Source organism: Streptomyces sirii (assembly GCF_045690365.1).
Classification (GTDB): domain Bacteria; phylum Actinomycetota; class Actinomycetes; order Streptomycetales; family Streptomycetaceae; genus Streptomyces; species Streptomyces sirii.
Genome location: NZ_CP147982.1, coordinates 3,711,428 through 3,727,497, shown reverse-complemented (window position 1 = coordinate 3,727,497; position 16,070 = coordinate 3,711,428). Strand labels below are relative to the sequence as shown.

Genomic DNA, 16,070 nt, shown 5'->3' with positions numbered 1-16,070 from the left:
TCGACCGTGCAGGCCCGACCGGCAAGGAGACCAGCCCAAGTGTCCGTCTTGACGAAGATCATGCGTGCAGGCGAAGGAAAGATCCTGCGCAAACTGCACCGCATCGCGGGCCAGGTCAACTCCATCGAGGAGGACTTCGCGGCCCTCTCCGACGCTGAGCTGCGGGCACTCACGGACGAGTACAAGGAGCGCTACGCGGACGGCGAGAGCCTCGACGACCTGCTGCCCGAGGCGTTCGCCACGGTCCGCGAGGCCGCCAAGCGAGTGCTCGGCCAGCGCCACTACGACGTGCAGCTGATGGGCGGCGCAGCCCTTCACATGGGGTACGTCGCCGAGATGAAGACCGGTGAGGGCAAGACCCTGGTCGGTACGCTCCCGACGTACCTCAACGCGCTGTCCGGCAAGGGCGTCCACCTGATCACGGTGAACGACTACCTGGCCGAGCGCGACTCCGAGATGATGGGCCGGGTCCACAAGTTCCTGGGCCTGACCGTCGGTTGCATCCTCGCCGACATGACGCCCGCCCAGCGCCGCGAGCAGTACAACTGCGACATCACGTACGGCACGAACAACGAGTTCGGCTTCGACTACCTGCGGGACAACATGGCCTGGTCGCAGGACGAACTCGTCCAGCGGGGCCATAACTTCGCGGTGGTCGACGAGGTCGACTCGATCCTCGTCGACGAGGCCCGTACGCCGCTGATCATCTCCGGCCCGGCGGACTCGGCCACCAAGTGGTACGGCGACTTCGCCAAGTTGGTGGTGCGCCTCAAGAGGGGTGAGGCCGCCAATCCGCAGCGCGGCATCGAGGAGACCGGCGACTACGACGTCGACGAGAAGAAGCGCACGGTCGGCATCCACGAGTCCGGTGTCAGCAAGGTCGAGGACTGGCTGGGCATCGACAACCTGTACGAGTCGGTCAACACCCCGCTCGTCGGTTACCTCAACAACGCGATCAAGGCCAAGGAGCTCTTCAAGAAGGACAAGGACTACGTCGTCATCGACGGCGAAGTCATGATCGTCGACGAGCACACCGGCCGTATCCTCGCCGGCCGCCGCTACAACGAGGGCATGCACCAGGCCATCGAGGCGAAGGAGGGAGTGGAGATCAAGGACGAGAACCAGACGCTCGCCACGATCACCCTGCAGAACTTCTTCCGCCTCTACAGCAAGCTCTCCGGCATGACCGGTACGGCCATGACCGAGGCCGCCGAGTTCCACCAGATCTACAAGCTCGGCGTGGTCCCGATCCCGACCAACCGCCCGATGGTCCGGATGGACCAGGCGGACCTGATCTACCGCACCGAGCCGGCGAAGTTCGACGCGGTGGTCGAGGACATCGTCGAGAAGCACGCCAAGGGTCAGCCGATCCTGGTGGGCACGACCTCCGTGGAGAAGTCCGAGTACCTCTCCCAGCAGCTCAACAAGCGCGGGGTGCCGCACGAGGTCCTCAACGCCAAGCAGCACGACCGGGAGGCGTCGATCGTCGCCCAGGCCGGCCGCAAGGGCGCCGTGACGGTCGCCACCAACATGGCCGGCCGCGGTACGGACATCAAGCTCGGCGGCAACCCCGACGACCTGGCCGAGGCCGAGCTGCGCCAGATGGGCCTGGACCCGGTCGAGCACGTCGAGGAGTGGGCGGCCGCGCTGCCCGCCGCCCTGGAGCGCGCCGAGGCCGCGGTCAAGGCGGAGTTCGAGGAGGTCAAGGAGCTCGGCGGGCTGTATGTGCTCGGCACGGAGCGGCATGAGTCGCGCCGGATCGACAACCAGCTGCGCGGTCGCTCCGGCCGTCAGGGCGACCCCGGCGAGTCGCGGTTCTACCTCTCCCTGGGCGACGACCTGATGCGGCTGTTCAAGGCCCAGATGGTCGAGCGGGTCATGGCGATGGCCAACGTGCCGGACGACGTCCCGATCGAGAACAAGATGGTGACGCGGGCGATCGCCTCCGCCCAGTCGCAGGTCGAGCAGCAGAACTTCGAGACGCGCAAGAACGTCCTGAAGTACGACGAGGTGCTCAACCGCCAGCGCGAGGTCATCTACGGCGAGCGCCGTCGCGTCCTGAAGGGCGAGGACCTGCAGGAGCAGATCAAGCACTTCATGGACGACACCATCGACGCCTACATCCAGGCGGAGACCGTCGAGGGCTTCGCCGAGGAGTGGGACCTGGACCGCCTGTGGGGCGCGTTCAAGCAGCTCTACCCGGTCAAGGTGACCGTCGAGGAGCTGGAGGAGGAGGCCGGCGACCGCGCGGGCATCACCGCCGAGTTCATCGCCGACGCCGCGAAGGACGACGTCCACGAGCAGTACGCCGCCCGTGAGGAGCAGCTCGGCTCGGACATCATGCGCGAGCTGGAGCGCCGGGTCGTGCTGTCCGTCCTGGACCGCAAGTGGCGTGAGCACCTCTACGAGATGGACTACCTCCAGGAGGGCATCGGCCTGCGGGCGATGGCCCAGAAGGACCCGCTGGTCGAGTACCAGCGCGAGGGCTTCGACATGTTCACCGCGATGATGGAGGGCATCAAGGAGGAGTCCGTCGGCTACCTGTTCAACCTGGAGGTCCAGGTCGAGCAGCAGGTCGAGGAGGTCCCGGTGCAGGAGGCCGAGCAGGAGGCGGTCCCCGCCGGCGCGGGGCGCCCCGAGATCCACGCCAAGGGCCTGGAGGCGCCGCAGCGGCCGGACCGGCTGCACTTCACCGCGCCGAAGGTCGACGGTGACGGCAGCGTCGTCGAGGGCGACTTCATCAGCGACGAGGAGGCCGGCGGCCCGGCCCGGTCCGAGGCCGACGGGCTGACCCGCGCGGAGCGGCGCAAGGCCCAGAAGAGCGGCGGTCGCCGCCGCAAGAAGTAAGCGGTGACGTGGCTCCGGCAGGACATGCCGGGGCCGCGCAGCAGCGGGGCGCCCCGGCCGGAGCACGGCCGGGGCGCCTCTGCGTGCGGTGGTCACGGCGCCGGGCTCGGCAGGGCCGGAGCCGGGCCGATGTCCAGCGCGGCGCACCGCCACCGGGCGTCGGCGCCCAGCTCCAGCCGGAAGGCGAGGGCTCGCAGCCGCTCACCCGCCGCGATCCGGGCGAACGCCTCGATGACCCCGCTACGCGGCCGGCACAGTCCGCACTCGCGCAGGGTCGGGACCGCGCCGCGCCGCCCCGGGGCGGGAAGGGGCCGCAGCGGCGCCAGCGGGGCCAGCTCCACCAGCCGGTCGTAGGCGGCCGGCAGCGCGTGTCCCAGCAGCGCGTGGACGGGCTGCTGCCCGCTGAGCGTGCGCACCAGCTGATGGGCGAACCAGTGATGCGGCCGGCTCTCGTGGGCCCGGCGCTGCGCCCCGACGGTCGGCAGCGGGGTGCCGGGCGCGGCGGGGCGGCCCGGGCGCCCGACGGTGCGGGTGGTGCCCCGGCCGGCCTGGGCGGGACCGCTGCCTGCCGGGCCGGCCGGGCGCCGGCCCGCGGGGGCGCGCCGGGGCCGGGGAACGGTCGGGGCCGCGGGGCCGGTGGCCCTGGTGGCCCTGGTGGTGCCGGTGGTCGCCGTGAGGCCAGTGGTTGTCGCGGGGTTGGTAGTTGTCGCGGGGCCGGTGGTCGGCGGCGTGCCGGTGGTCGTCGCGGGGTCGTTGGTCCTCGTGCCGCCGGCGTCGGTCGCGGCCCGCGTGGTGATGGTCGTCGTGGTGTGGTTTCCGGTCATGGTGGTGATCGCCCCCGTTGTGCCGGGCCCAGTGGATTACTGGGCGGTAGCTTTTGGTGGGGAACTTCGTATCGGCGGACGCGGGCCCGCAGCAAGGCGCGCGGCGGCCGGGGTGAGGGGCGGTCGGAGTTCACCCGTCCGTGGCACGGGGCCGGATTTCAGCCGCTGCGGCGGGGTGCGGGAGGGGCCCGGAGCGGGCGGTGCGGGTCCCCTGGGGGCGGCACGATGGGGGACGCACGCCCGTATGCTGGCGGGACAATCTTCAGAGTCGAGCGAATCGAGCGGAAGCGGCTGCCATGCGCGTCTATGTCCCCCTGACCCTCCCCGGTCTCGCAGAGGCGCACAAGAACGGCGAGCTGGGCCCCGCCGCCCTCGGGGCGTACGCCGTCACGCCCGCGCTGCGCGAGTGGTACGTCTCGGACGACATCGAGGAGCTGGAGTACGCGGCGCTGAACCGCGCGGCCCAGGCCTCGCTGCGGCTGCTCGCCGGAAACCCCGGGGTAGCGCGGCGCCGGGTGGTGGTGGCCCTGGACGTCCCGGAGGGCGCGGCGGTGGCGGACCCCGACCGGGGGCTGGACCAGTCGGCGCTGGGCGAGGTGCGGATCACCGGGCCGGTGCCGCTGTCGAAGGCCGCGGCGGTGCATGTGGACGCCGCCGACGCGGAGCCGGATGTCGCGGCGGCCGCGGCGGCGCTCGGCGCGGCGGACCAGGGCGATGACGACGCGCAGTTCACCGTGGACGGTGCGGAGGACCACGATCTGATGTGGTTCGCCGTGCAGGAGATCCCCGAACTGATCCGCTGAGCGCCCACGCCGGCCCGTCCGCCGCGTTGTCAGTGGAGCCGGGTACGTTCTCTGCATGGGGAAGCACGCGACACACATCGTCTGGGACTGGAACGGCACGCTGTTCCACGACATCGACGCCGTCATCGGGGCGACCAACTCCGCGTTCGAGGAGATCGGGCTGGCGCCGATCACCCTGGAGATGTATCGGGAGCTGTACTGCGTGCCCATCCCGCGGTTCTACGAGCGGCTGATGGGGCGGCTGCCGACGGACGCGGAGTGGCTGGTCATGGACGAGGCGTTCCACCGGCACTACAGCGAGCACCGGCTGGGCTGCGGTCTCGCCGAGGGCGTGGATCTGCTGCTGGCGGAGTGGCAGGCGGCCGGGCGGAGCCAGTCGATCCTGAGCATGTTCGGGCACGACGAGCTGATACCGCTCGTCCGCGGCTTCGGTATCGAGTCGCGGTTCGTGCTGGTGGAGGGCCGGACCGGACCGTCCGGGGGCACGAAGAGCGCGCAGATGGCACGGCATTTCGCGGCGCTGGAGCAGGTGGTCCCGCAGCGCACGGTCGTGATCGGCGACGCGGTGGACGATGCGGTGGCCGCGCGGGACGCGGGGGCGTACGCGGTGCTCTACACGGGCGGGTCGCACAGCCGCGGGAGCCTTCAGGCCGCCGGGGTGCCGGTGGTGGACAGCCTCGCCGAGGCCGTGGAGCTGGCGGAGACCCTGGTCCACTAGGGCACGCCCGCCAGGACCCCTGTGCGGCCCTGCCGCCGGCGGGGGCCAGGCCCGGCTCCTCTCCTGCCGGGCCCGGGGTGCCCGCTTCCGGCGCGCACGCATACGCCGGCCCGGCGTAGCGTTGTCCAGAAGGTCTAAGTTCGGACCGGGGATTTGTACGTGGAAGGCCCATGACGGCACCCGTGGAGGGAGCGATAGCCTTGCACCGTGATCAGCGCGATAACCCGCGGGGGCATCGAGGCCCCTGCCGTGCGCCCGGGGCACCACCGTGACCGGGCGGTCGCTGGTCTTTGCGGCCAACACTCCATGTCGACTTCGTCAAAGATTGTCGAATGCGGCACGGCCCTCTCTCATCGCGGCATAGCGTCGACAGCGACAGGACACCTCGCGTCGCGGCGGCGTTGTGCGGCTTCCACAGTTCTTCCCACGTATTTCCACAACGTCACGCAACGGCGCGCGACAGGAGCCAGAGGACATGCAGACCAAGCTGGACGAAGCCAAGACAGAGCTGCTCGCCAGGGCGGCCCGGGTCATTGAAACGAGCCAGGCCGGGGGGAAGCACCCGGTACGCGGCCTCGACCCGGACACCCTTGCCGGATACCTCCAGCGCTACTACCTGCACACCGCCCCTGAAGACCTGATCGACCGTCACCCGGACGACGTCTTCGGTGCCGCGCTCTCGCACTACCGCCTCGCGGAGACGCGACCGCAGGGCACCGCCAACGTCCGGGTGCACACCCCGACCGTCGAGGAGAACGGCTGGACCAGCAGTCACTCCGTCGTCGAGGTCGTCACCGACGACATGCCCTTCCTGGTCGACTCGGTCACCAACGAGCTCTCGCGGCAGGGCCGCGGCATCCACCTGGTGATCCACCCGCAGGTGATCGTCCGCCGCGACGTCACCGGCAAGCTCATCGAGGTCCTCGACACCAACGGCGACACCCGCGCCACCACCGGCAAGGCCAGGACCGCCGACCTGCCGCACGACGCGCTGACCGAGTCCTGGATCCATGTCGAGATGGACCGCGAGACCGACCGCGAGGACCTCAAGCAGATCACCGCGGATCTGCTGCGGGTGCTGTCCGACGTCCGCGAGGCCGTCGAGGACTGGGAGAAGATGCGCGGCGCCGCGCTGCGCATCTCCGAGCAGCTGCCCGCCGAGCCGGTCGCCGACGACCTGCGCGAGATGGAGATCGAAGAGGCCCAGGAGCTGCTGCGGTGGCTGTCCGACGACCACTTCACCTTCCTCGGCTACCGCGAGTACGAACTCGCCTCCGCGCCCGGTGAGGGCGGCGCCCAGGAGGACGTGCTGACCGCCGTGCCCGGTACGGGGCTGGGCATACTGCGCGCCGACCCGCCGCACCGCGAGACCGCCGACGGCCACCCCGTCTCACCGTCCTTCAACCGGCTGCCCGCGGACGCCCGCGCCAAGGCCCGCGAGCACAAGCTGCTGATCCTGACCAAGGCCAACAGCCGCGCCACCGTGCACCGCCCCTCCTACCTCGACTACGTCGGGGTCAAGAAGTTCGACGAGCAGGGCAACGTCATCGGGGAGCGGCGCTTCCTGGGCCTGTTCTCCTCGGCCGCGTACACCGAGTCGGTGCGCCGGGTCCCGGTGATCCGCCGCAAGGTCGCCGAGGTCCTCGAAGGCGCGGGCTTCAGCCCGGACAGCCACGACGGCCGCGACCTGTTGCAGATCCTGGAGACCTACCCGCGCGACGAGCTCTTCCAGACGCCCGTCGACGAACTGCGGTCCATCGCCACGAGCGTGCTCTACCTCCAAGAGCGCCGCCGGCTGCGGCTCTTCCTGCGCCAGGACGAGTACGGCCGCTACTACTCCGCGCTGGTCTACCTCCCGCGCGACCGCTACACCACCAACGTCCGGCTGCGCCTGATCGACATCCTCAAGGAGGAGCTCGGCGGCACCAGCGTCGACTTCACGGCCTGGAACACCGAGTCGGTCCTCTCCCGCCTGCACTTCGTCATCCGCGTGCAGCCCGGCTCCGCCCTCCCCGACCTCACCGACGCCGATGTGGACCGCATCGAAGCCCGGCTGGTCGAGGCCGCCCGCTCCTGGGCCGACGGCTTCGCCGAGGCGCTGATCGCGGAGGTCGGCGAGGAGCGCGGCGCCGAGCTGCTGCGCCAGTACGGCCACGCCTTCCCCGAGGGCTACAAGGCCGACAACAACCCGCGCAGCGCGGTCGCCGACCTCCAGCACCTGGAGAAGCTCACCGGCGAGCCGGGCAAGGACTTCGCGGTCAGCCTCTCCGAGCCGGTCGGCGCCGGCCCCGGCGAGCGCCGCTTCAAGATCTACCGCAGGGGCGAGCCGGTCTCGCTGTCCCGGGTGCTGCCCGGCCTGAACCGCCTGGGCGTCGAGGTCATCGACGAGCGCCCGCACGAGCTGCGCGGCGCCGACTCCACCGTCGCCTGGGTCTACGACTTCGGGCTGCGGATGCCGGAGCACGTCAAGGGCGACGACGCCCGCGAGCGCTTCCAGGAAGCCTTCAACGCCGTGTGGACCGGCGCGGCCGAGAGCGACAACTTCAACAAGCTGGTGCTGCGCGCGGGCCTCAACTGGCGCCAGGCGATGGTCCTGCGGGCCTACGCCAAGTACCTGCGGCAGGCCGGGTCGACCTTCAGCCAGACGTACATGGAGGACACCCTCTCCAACAACGTCCACACCACCCGGCTGCTGGTCTCGCTCTTCGAGGCGCGGATGTCCCCCGGGCGCCAGAGCGCGGGCACGGAGCTGACCGACGGGCTGCTCGAAGAGCTGGACGGGGCGCTGGACCAGGTCGCCTCCCTGGACGAGGACCGGATCCTGCGGTCCTTCCTGACCGTCATCAAGGCGACGCTGCGCACCAACCACTACCAGAAGAACAGCCAGGGCAAGCCGCACGGCTACCTGTCCATGAAGCTGGACCCGCAGGCCATGCCGGACCTGCCGGCGCCCCGCCCGGCCTACGAGATCTGGGTGTACTCCCCGAAGGTCGAGGGCGTCCACCTGCGGTTCGGCAAGGTCGCCCGCGGCGGTCTGCGCTGGTCGGACCGCCGGGAGGACTTCCGTACGGAGATCCTCGGCCTGGTCAAGGCGCAGATGGTCAAGAACACCGTCATCGTGCCGGTCGGTGCCAAGGGCGGCTTCGTCGGCAAGCAGCTGCCGGACCCGTCGCAGGACCGGGACGCCTGGCTGGCCGAGGGCATCGCCTCCTACAAGACCTTCATCTCCGGTCTGCTGGACATCACCGACAACCTCGTCGGCGGCGAGGTCGTCCCCCCGAAGGACGTCGTCCGCCACGACGAGGACGACACCTACCTGGTCGTCGCCGCCGACAAGGGCACCGCGACGTTCTCCGACATCGCCAACGAGGTCGCCGAGTCGTACGGCTTCTGGCTCGGTGACGCCTTCGCCTCCGGCGGCAGCGCCGGCTACGACCACAAGGGCATGGGCATCACCGCCCGCGGCGCCTGGGAGTCGGTCAAGCGGCACTTCCGCGAGCTGGGCCACGACACCCAGACCCAGGACTTCACCGTGGTCGGCGTCGGCGACATGTCCGGCGACGTCTTCGGCAACGGCATGCTGCTCAGCGAGCACATCCGGCTGGTCGCCGCCTTCGACCACCGGCACATCTTCCTCGACCCGAACCCGGACGCGGCGACCTCCTACGCCGAGCGCCGCCGGCTGTTCGAACTGCCGCGCTCGTCCTGGGCGGACTACCACACCGAGCTGCTCTCGCAGGGCGGCGGCATCCACCCGCGCTCGGCCAAGTCGATCCCGATCAACGCGCAGGTACGGGCCGCCCTCGGCATCGAGGCCGGCGTGAAGAAGATGACCCCGGCCGATCTGATGCGGGCCATCCTCAAGGCACCGGTCGACCTGCTGTGGAACGGCGGCATCGGCACGTACGTGAAGTCCTCGGCGGAGACCCACGCCGACGTGGGCGACAAGGCCAACGACGCCATCCGCGTCGACGGCGAGGAGCTGCGGGTCAAGGTCGTCGGCGAGGGCGGCAACCTGGGCCTGACCCAGCTGGGCCGGATCGAGTTCGCCATGGCCGGCGGGAGGATCAACACCGACGCGATCGACAACAGCGCCGGCGTCGACACCTCCGACCACGAGGTGAACATCAAGATCCTGCTCAACGCCGTGGTCGCCGAAGGGGACATGACGGTCAAGCAGCGCAACAAGCTGCTGGCCGAGATGACCGACGAGGTCGGCGCGCTGGTACTGCGCAACAACTACGCGCAGAACACCGCCCTGGCCCTGGCCCTGGCCCAGTCCTCCAGCATGCTCCACGCCCAGCAGCGCTTCATGCGGCGCCTGGTGCGCGACGGCGACCTCGACCGGGCGCTGGAGTTCCTGCCGACCGACCGGCAGATCCGCGAGCGGCTGAACACCGGCCGCGGCCTGACCCAGCCCGAGACCGCGGTGCTCCTGGCGTACACCAAGATCACGGTGGCGGAGGCGCTGATCCAGACCGGGCTGCCGGACGATCCGTACCTGGAACGGCTGCTGCACGCCTACTTCCCCTCGGCGCTCTACGACCGCTTCGCCGAGCAGGTCGACGGGCATGCGCTGCGCCGCGAGATCATCACCACGGTCATGGTCAACGACACCGTCAACAGCGGCGGTACGAGCTTCCTGCACCGCATGCGGGAGGAGACCGGCGCCTCCCTCGAAGAGGTCGTCCGGGCGCACACCGCGGCCCGCGCGATCTTCGGGCTCAACCAGGTCTGGGACGACGTCGAGGCGCTGGACAATGTCGTCGCCGCCGAGGTCCAGACCCGCATCCGGCTGCACTCGCGCCGACTTGTCGAGCGCGGCACCCGCTGGCTGCTCAACAACCGCCCGCAGCCGCTGGAGCTGTCGACGACCATCGACTTCTTCACCGAGCGGGTCGCGCAGGTCTGGGCGGAGCTGCCCAAGCTGCTGCAGGGCGGCGACTTGGAGTGGTTCCAGACGATCCTGGACGAGCTGACCGGCGCGGGCGTGCCCGAGCCGCTGGCCGTCCAGGTGTCCGGCTTCTCCTCGGTCTTCCCGGCGCTGGACATCGTCGCCGTCGCGGACCGCATGGGCAAGGAGCCGCTGGAGGTCGCCGAGGTCTACTACGACCTGGGCGACCGGCTGCGGATCAACCAACTCCTCGACCGCATCCTGGAGCTGCCGCGCAACGACCGCTGGCAGTCGATGGCCCGCGCCTCGATCCGCGAGGACCTCTTCGCGGCGCATGCGGCGCTGACCGCCGATGTGCTGTCGGCGGGCAACGGCTCCGCGACGCCCGAGCAGCGGTTCAAGGCCTGGGAGGAAGCGAACGCGGCGATCCTCAGCCGTGCCCGGGCGACGCTGGAGGAGATCCACGGGTCCGAGGGCTTCGATCTGGCGAACCTGTCCGTCGCCATGCGGACCATGCGGACGCTGCTGCGTACGCACAGCTGATGCGTAGGCACCGCTGAACGGAGGGGCGGGCGCCTCGGCGCCCGCCCCTCCTCTCTCAGATGCCGGACGGGCTGGAATGCGTCGGACGGACTGAAAACGCCGGACGGGCTGGAGTACTTCCAGCCCGTCCGGCGTTCTGCCGCGTGTGCGGCGCTACTTGCCCGTTTCCTTCTCGTACGCCTTGATGACCTCGTCCGTGGGGCCGTCCATCAGCAGTTCGCCGCGCTCCAGCCACAGGACGCGGTCGCAGGTGTCGCGGATGGACTTGTTGTTGTGGCTGACCAGGAAGACCGTGCCGGCTTCCTTGCGCAGCTCGCGGATGCGGGCCTCGGAGCGCTTTTGGAAGGCGCGGTCGCCGGTGGCCAGGGCCTCGTCGATCATCAGCACGTCGTGGTCCTTGGCGGCGGCGATGGAGAACCGCAGCCGGGCGGCCATACCGGAGGAGTAGGTGCGCATCGGCAGCGAGATGAAGTCGCCCTTGTCGTTGATGCCGGAGAAGTCGACGATGCCGTCGTAGCGCTCGCGGATCTGCTCGCGGGACATGCCCATCGCCAGGCCGCCGAGGATGACGTTCCGCTCGCCGGTCAGGTCGTTCATCAGGGCCGCGTTGACGCCCAGCAGGGAGGGCTGGCCGTGGGTGTAGACCCGGCCGCGCTCCGCGGGCAGCAGCCCGGCGACCGCCTTGAGCAGCGTCGACTTGCCCGAGCCGTTGGAGCCGATCAGGCCGATCGACTCACCCCGGTAGGCGGTGAAGGACACGCCCTTGACCGCGTGCACCTCGCGCACACCGGTCGAGGGCTTGCGGCGGACGATGCGGTTGAGGGCCGCGGTGGCACTGCCCTTGCCCGCGCCGGTGCCGTAGACCCGGTAGACGATGTGCAGATCGTCCGCGATCACCGTCGGGACACCGGCGCCGGGGGCCTGGGCCGGCTGGACGCCACTCTTCTGTTCCGTCATGACCTCAGCCACGTCCGTACCGCTCCTCAGCCTTCCAGAAGTACACAAAGCCGATGACACCGGCAATCAGCGCCCAGCCGACGGCGAACGCCCACACGTGGTGGGGCAGCTCCCGCCTGGTGAAGCTGTCGATCAGCGCGAAGCGCATCAGGTCGATGTAGACGGCCGCCGGATTGCCGGTGAGCAGCACCTCCACGATCTTCGGGAGGTGCTTGCCCTTCAGGATCACACTGAGGCTGAACATCACGCCGGACGCGTACATCCACGTCCGCATGACGAACGGCATCAGCTGCGCCAGGTCCGGGGTCTTCGAGCCCAGCCGCGCCATGACCATCGCCAGGCCGGTGTTGAAGACGAACTGCAGCGCCAGCGCGGGGAGCACCAGCAGCCACGACCAGGTCGGCAGCTGCCCGAAGCCCAGCAGGATGACCATCAGCACGCCCATGGAGAACAGCAACTGCTGCAGCTGCATCAGGCAGAACGAGATCGGCAGACAGGCGCGCGGGAAGTGCAGCGCCCGCACCAGACCCAGGTTGCCCGAGATCGCCCGCGTACCGGCCATCACCGAGTTCTGCGTGAAGGTGAAGACGAAGACGCCGGTCACCAGGAACGGGACGTAGTCGGGGACGTGGTTCCTCGTGCCGAGCAGCACACCGAAGATCAAGAAGTAGACACCGGCGTTGAGCAGCGGCGTCATCACCTGCCAGAGCTGGCCGAGCTTGGCCGTGGTGTACGTCGCGGTGAGCTTGGCGGTCGCGAACGAGGCGATGAAGTGCCGCCGGTGCCACAGCTGCCGGACGTACTCGGGCAGCGGGGGACGGGCGCCGCTCACCGTCAGGCCGTGGCGTTCGGCCAGAGCGCGCAGCTCGGTATCGGAGGCTGCGCCGGCTCCCGGCACCCGGGCGGGCGCCGGGGTCGGGGGAGCGAGGGTCTGGGGCATGAGGGCCGCTTTCGCTTGCGTACGGGGGCCGCAGAACGGGTCCAGCGACGGAACGGGTCCGTATCGTCGTGACGCCGACACTAAAGGGAGCTCACGTCGAAACGCAACCGTAGCGTCGTGACGCTAAGCTCATGGCATGGCAAAAGAAGGCAGCGGGAGCGGGCCCGCGGCGCGCCGGGCCCCGGCGGGCGCCGCCGTACTGCGCGAGGACAAGACCGAGGCGATCCGCGCCGCGGTCTTCGAGGAACTGGCCGCGGTGGGCTTCGCCCGGATGTCGATCGAGGGCATCGCGCGGCGGGCGGGCGTCGGCAAGACCGCCGTCTACCGGCGGTGGCGCTCCAAACTGCACCTGGTGCTGGACGTGGTCTCCGCGGTGGCCGCCGCCGGGCTGCCGGCGCCCGACACCGGTTCGCTGCGCGGCGACGTACGGATGCTGCTGGAGGTCGCGGCCCGGGCGCTGAAGCACCCGATGGCCTCGCAGATCATCCCGGACCTGCTGGCGGAGGCGGCCCGCAGCCCGGAGCTGGCGCAGGCGCTGAAGACGGCGCTGCACGACAGCCAGCAGGGTGTGGCGGCCGCGGTGGTGGCCCGGGCGGTGGAGCGCGGTGAGCTGCCGCAGGACGTCGATGCCCACCTCGCGCTGGATCTGCTGACCGGGCCGCTGTACTGGCGGCTGCTGGTCGTCCGCGACGGGCTGCCCAAGGGGTACCTCGATGCGCTGTCGGGCTCGGTGGTGGCGGCGCTCGGGGCGGAGTGAGGGGCGGACGGGGGCGCCCCCGGGGGTTTCCCTAGGGCGGGGGCGAACGCATCCCGTAGGGGGTGCGAGGGCCCCCTGCGGGGCCACAACGAGGAGGGGCGGGGCGGGTATTCCCGTGGGCTGCGGCGGGGGCCTTGGCCTGCGGTGCACGTGGGACCTGCGGCGGGAACGCACCGCTGCCCCCGGCCGGGAGATCCGGCCGGGGGCAGCGGTGCGTGCGTCTGCGTGCCTGCCTGCGGCGTCCGTGCGCGCAGGACCGGCGTCTCAGCCCGCCATCTCGATGTCCGGGCCGCCCGGGGCCGTCACGTTGTCGTCCGCCGCGGTGCGCGGGGCCGGCAGCTTGACCAGGCCGGCCGCCGCGGCCGCGGCGCGCGGGGACGGGGCGACGGTGCGCTCGTCCTGCGGCAGCGGCTCGGGGAGCGTCTGCTGGCCGAGGAGGACCCGGCGCACCACGCGCTCGGCGGCGTTTCCGTCGTCCCACTGGCAGAACCGCGCGCGGAACGCGGCGCGCAGCTCGGTCGCCCGCTCGTCGTCCCAGCGGCCGCTGCGGAACGCCTCGATCAGCTCGTCCTCGGTGGTGGCGAGCACGCCCGGGGTGTCGCCCGGCTCGCCGGAGAGCAGGTCGAAGGTGACACCGCGGGAGCGGACGTAGGTGTCCCAGTCGTCGGCGTAGTTGATGATCGGCCGGTCGAGGTTGGCGTAGTCGAACATGATCGACGAGTAGTCGGTGACCAGCGCGTCCGCGGCCAGGCACAGCTCCTCGACGACCGGGTGGCCGGAGACGTCGATCAGCGCGCCGCGCTCCTGCAGCTCCTGCAGGCCCGGGTCCTGGTCGTAGAAGTAGTGGGTGCGCACCAGCAGTACGAAGTCCTGGTCGCCCGAGCCCAGCTCGCGGGAGATCTTCTCCAGATCGAGCCGGGGCACATAGCCGACCTGGTAGTCGCGCATGGTCGGCGCGTAGAGGACGGCCGTCTTGCCGGGGGCGATGCCCAGGCGCTCGCGGATGTCCAGGACGTCCTGCGCGGTGGCGCGGTAGTAGACGTCGTTGCGGGGGTAACCGGCGTCCACCGACTCGAAGTTGCAGGGGTAGACGCGCTCCCACTGCTCGGTGGTGTGCTGGTTGGAGGAGACCGAGTAGTCCCAGCGGTCGGCGCGGGCCAGCAGTTTGCGGAAGCTCATGCCCTTGGCGGCGGCCGGGTAGCGCTTCTGGTCGACGCCCATCGACTTCAGCGGGGTGCCGTGGTGGGTCTGCAGGTGGACCTGGCCCTCGCGCTTGACCACGCCGTCGGCGAAGTTGACGTTGTTGACGAGGTACTTGGCGCGGGCCATGACCTCCCAGTAACGCGGCGAGTTCAGCACCACGTGGTCGACGCCCGCGGGGACCTGGTCGGCCAGGTGCGCCTTGACGACCCAGACGCCGTGGACGTCGGGGGCCAGCTCCTTGGCCTTCTCGTAGATCGCCAGCGGGTTGCAGGACGGCAGCCGGTTCCAGTACGCGGAGTAGACCGCGAGCTTGTCGTCCAGGGGCTGCCGCAGCAGGGCCTGGTAGCGCAGGTCCATGGCCTTCTTCTTGGCCTGCTTGACCTTCTTGCCCGCGTGCTTGCGCACCGTGCGCTGCACCTTGCCGGCGACCTTGAGGCCGGCCAGCGCGGGGTAGGCGTCCTTGGCCAGCAGCGCGTACTTGCCGCCGGCCATGCCGGTGGGGCGGACGAAGCCCGCCGGGATGCGCATGCGGTAGTCGCGGGCGGCGCGGTGGAAGAACTCGGCCTGGGCGTTGTGCGGCAGCCGGCCGGGCTTGTCCAGCACGGTCAGGTAGTGGTCGATCATCTTGCGGAACATGTGTGGGCGCCAGCGCGACAGTTCGGGGTGCGCGTCGAGGTAGGCGAAGACCCGCGCGTACTGGTCGAAGACGTCGAAGTGCTTGCGGCTGGTGGTGCGCAGGATGTTGCCGCCCTGGCGGCGCTGGCGGTAGTGCAGGCAGACCCGGTCCAGGACGGCGATCCGCGCGGCGGTGATCAGCGTGCAGAACGTCCAGGGAGCGTCCTCGTAGTAGCCCACCGGGAACTCGAAGCCGTGCTCCTCGACGAAGTCGCGGCGGTAGGCCTTGTTCCAGACGATCTGCAGCAGTTCGAGGATCTCGGGGCGCTCGGCGAGCGAGAAGGCCGGCGCGCCGGACTCGTCGAGCAGCTCGGCGAGCGCGTTGCGGCGGGCGGAGCCGTCCCAGTAGGTCCGCGCGTAGTCGAAGATCAGGATCTCGGGGTCCTCGGTGGCGTCCAGCCGCTGGGCCAGCGCGCTGAGCGCGCCGGGCACGAGGGTGTCGTCGCTGTCGAGGAAGAGGATGTAGTCGCCGCGGACCTTCTCCAGGCCGGCGTTGCGGGCCAGGCCCAGGCCGACGTTCTCCGGCAGGTGCAGGACCTGGACGCGGTCGTCGCGGGCGGCGTATTCGTCCAGGATGGCGCCGCTGCGGTCGGGTGAGCAGTCGTCGACGGCGATCAGCTCGAAGTCCGTGTGGTCCTGCGTCAGCACCGAGTCCATGCACTCGCGCAGGAAACCCTGCACTCTGAACACGGGGACGATGATGCTGAAGCGGGGTACGGCGTCGAGGTCTGTCTCGGACATGCGGTGCTTACTCCTCGTGGCGAGCTGAGTACAGAACGCAAAAAAGCCCCAAAGGGGTCTCTTACATTGTCAGCCTTCTGACTCGCGTTAACCCAAAAAGGTTGTTGTTCGTAACCTGAAAGTTCTGTGGCGCTCATCACGTAAGTGGTCAAGTGGTGAACTTTCGGG

Annotated in this window: 9 protein-coding genes; 5 read left to right on the top strand and 4 right to left on the bottom strand. The window is 70.2% G+C overall.

Annotated elements, in window-relative coordinates; genetic code table 11:
* Nucleotides 1-39 precede the first annotated feature (39 nt).
* Complete coding sequence (gene secA, locus WAB15_RS16640; RefSeq protein ID WP_407286736.1) at nt 40-2,847, top strand: preprotein translocase subunit SecA; 2,808 nt, start codon at nt 40-42, stop codon at nt 2,845-2,847.
* A 92-nt stretch (nt 2,848-2,939) separates the two neighbouring features.
* Here secA and WAB15_RS16635 read toward each other — a convergent pair whose 3' ends face one another.
* Entirely contained in the window at nt 2,940-3,671 is a 732-nt protein-coding gene (locus tag WAB15_RS16635; RefSeq protein WP_407286735.1) for an Rv3235 family protein, read from the bottom strand.
* 296 nt (nt 3,672-3,967) lie between these two features.
* Between WAB15_RS16635 and WAB15_RS16630 the strand changes: the two genes are divergently transcribed.
* From WAB15_RS16630 to WAB15_RS16620, 3 genes are all read left to right on the top strand, one after another.
* Nucleotides 3,968-4,474 (top strand): DUF6912 family protein, encoded by a 507-nt coding sequence (locus WAB15_RS16630; protein ID WP_407286734.1) that lies wholly within the window; start codon nt 3,968-3,970, stop codon nt 4,472-4,474.
* A gap of 55 nt (nt 4,475-4,529) precedes the next feature.
* Nucleotides 4,530-5,192 (top strand): HAD family hydrolase, encoded by a 663-nt coding sequence (locus tag WAB15_RS16625; protein WP_407286733.1) that lies wholly within the window; start codon nt 4,530-4,532, stop codon nt 5,190-5,192.
* A 475-nt stretch (nt 5,193-5,667) separates the two neighbouring features.
* Nucleotides 5,668-10,629: an NAD-glutamate dehydrogenase gene (locus tag WAB15_RS16620; RefSeq protein ID WP_399151060.1), complete on the top strand. Its 4,962-nt coding sequence runs from the start codon at nt 5,668-5,670 to the stop codon at nt 10,627-10,629.
* Between the two features lie 153 nt (nt 10,630-10,782).
* Here the strand turns inward: WAB15_RS16620 and WAB15_RS16615 are convergent, their stop codons facing one another.
* Entirely contained in the window at nt 10,783-11,586 is an 804-nt protein-coding gene (locus tag WAB15_RS16615; RefSeq protein WP_407289237.1) for an ABC transporter ATP-binding protein, read from the bottom strand.
* Between the two features lie 4 nt (nt 11,587-11,590).
* Entirely contained in the window at nt 11,591-12,526 is a 936-nt protein-coding gene (locus WAB15_RS16610; RefSeq protein WP_399147003.1) for an ABC transporter permease, read from the bottom strand.
* Nucleotides 12,527-12,662: 136 nt separating this feature from the next.
* On the opposite strand from WAB15_RS16610, the gene WAB15_RS16605 reads away from it, so the two are divergent.
* Nucleotides 12,663-13,283, top strand: a complete 621-nt coding sequence (locus WAB15_RS16605) for a TetR/AcrR family transcriptional regulator (protein ID WP_399147002.1) — start codon at nt 12,663-12,665, stop codon at nt 13,281-13,283.
* Between the two features lie 264 nt (nt 13,284-13,547).
* On the opposite strand, the gene WAB15_RS16600 is transcribed toward WAB15_RS16605, so the two are convergent.
* A complete protein-coding gene (locus WAB15_RS16600) occupies nt 13,548-15,902 on the bottom strand; it encodes a CDP-glycerol glycerophosphotransferase family protein (protein ID WP_407286732.1) in 2,355 nt (784 codons plus the stop codon).
* Between the last annotated feature and the right edge of the window lie 168 nt (nt 15,903-16,070).

Bases quoted from the DNA above. Each gene is read 5' to 3' on its own strand.
- WAB15_RS16635 (WP_407286735.1), bottom strand. From the start codon at position 3,671: ATGACCGGAAACCACACCACGACGACCATCACCACGCGGGCCGCGACC.
- WAB15_RS16630 (WP_407286734.1), top strand. From the start codon at position 3,968: ATGCGCGTCTATGTCCCCCTGACCCTCCCCGGTCTCGCAGAGGCGCAC.
- WAB15_RS16625 (WP_407286733.1), top strand. From the start codon at position 4,530: ATGGGGAAGCACGCGACACACATCGTCTGGGACTGGAACGGCACGCTG.
- WAB15_RS16620 (WP_399151060.1), top strand. From the start codon at position 5,668: ATGCAGACCAAGCTGGACGAAGCCAAGACAGAGCTGCTCGCCAGGGCG.
- WAB15_RS16615 (WP_407289237.1), bottom strand. From the start codon at position 11,586: ATGACGGAACAGAAGAGTGGCGTCCAGCCGGCCCAGGCCCCCGGCGCC.
- WAB15_RS16610 (WP_399147003.1), bottom strand. From the start codon at position 12,526: ATGCCCCAGACCCTCGCTCCCCCGACCCCGGCGCCCGCCCGGGTGCCG.
- WAB15_RS16605 (WP_399147002.1), top strand. From the start codon at position 12,663: ATGGCAAAAGAAGGCAGCGGGAGCGGGCCCGCGGCGCGCCGGGCCCCG.
- WAB15_RS16600 (WP_407286732.1), bottom strand. From the start codon at position 15,902: ATGTCCGAGACAGACCTCGACGCCGTACCCCGCTTCAGCATCATCGTC.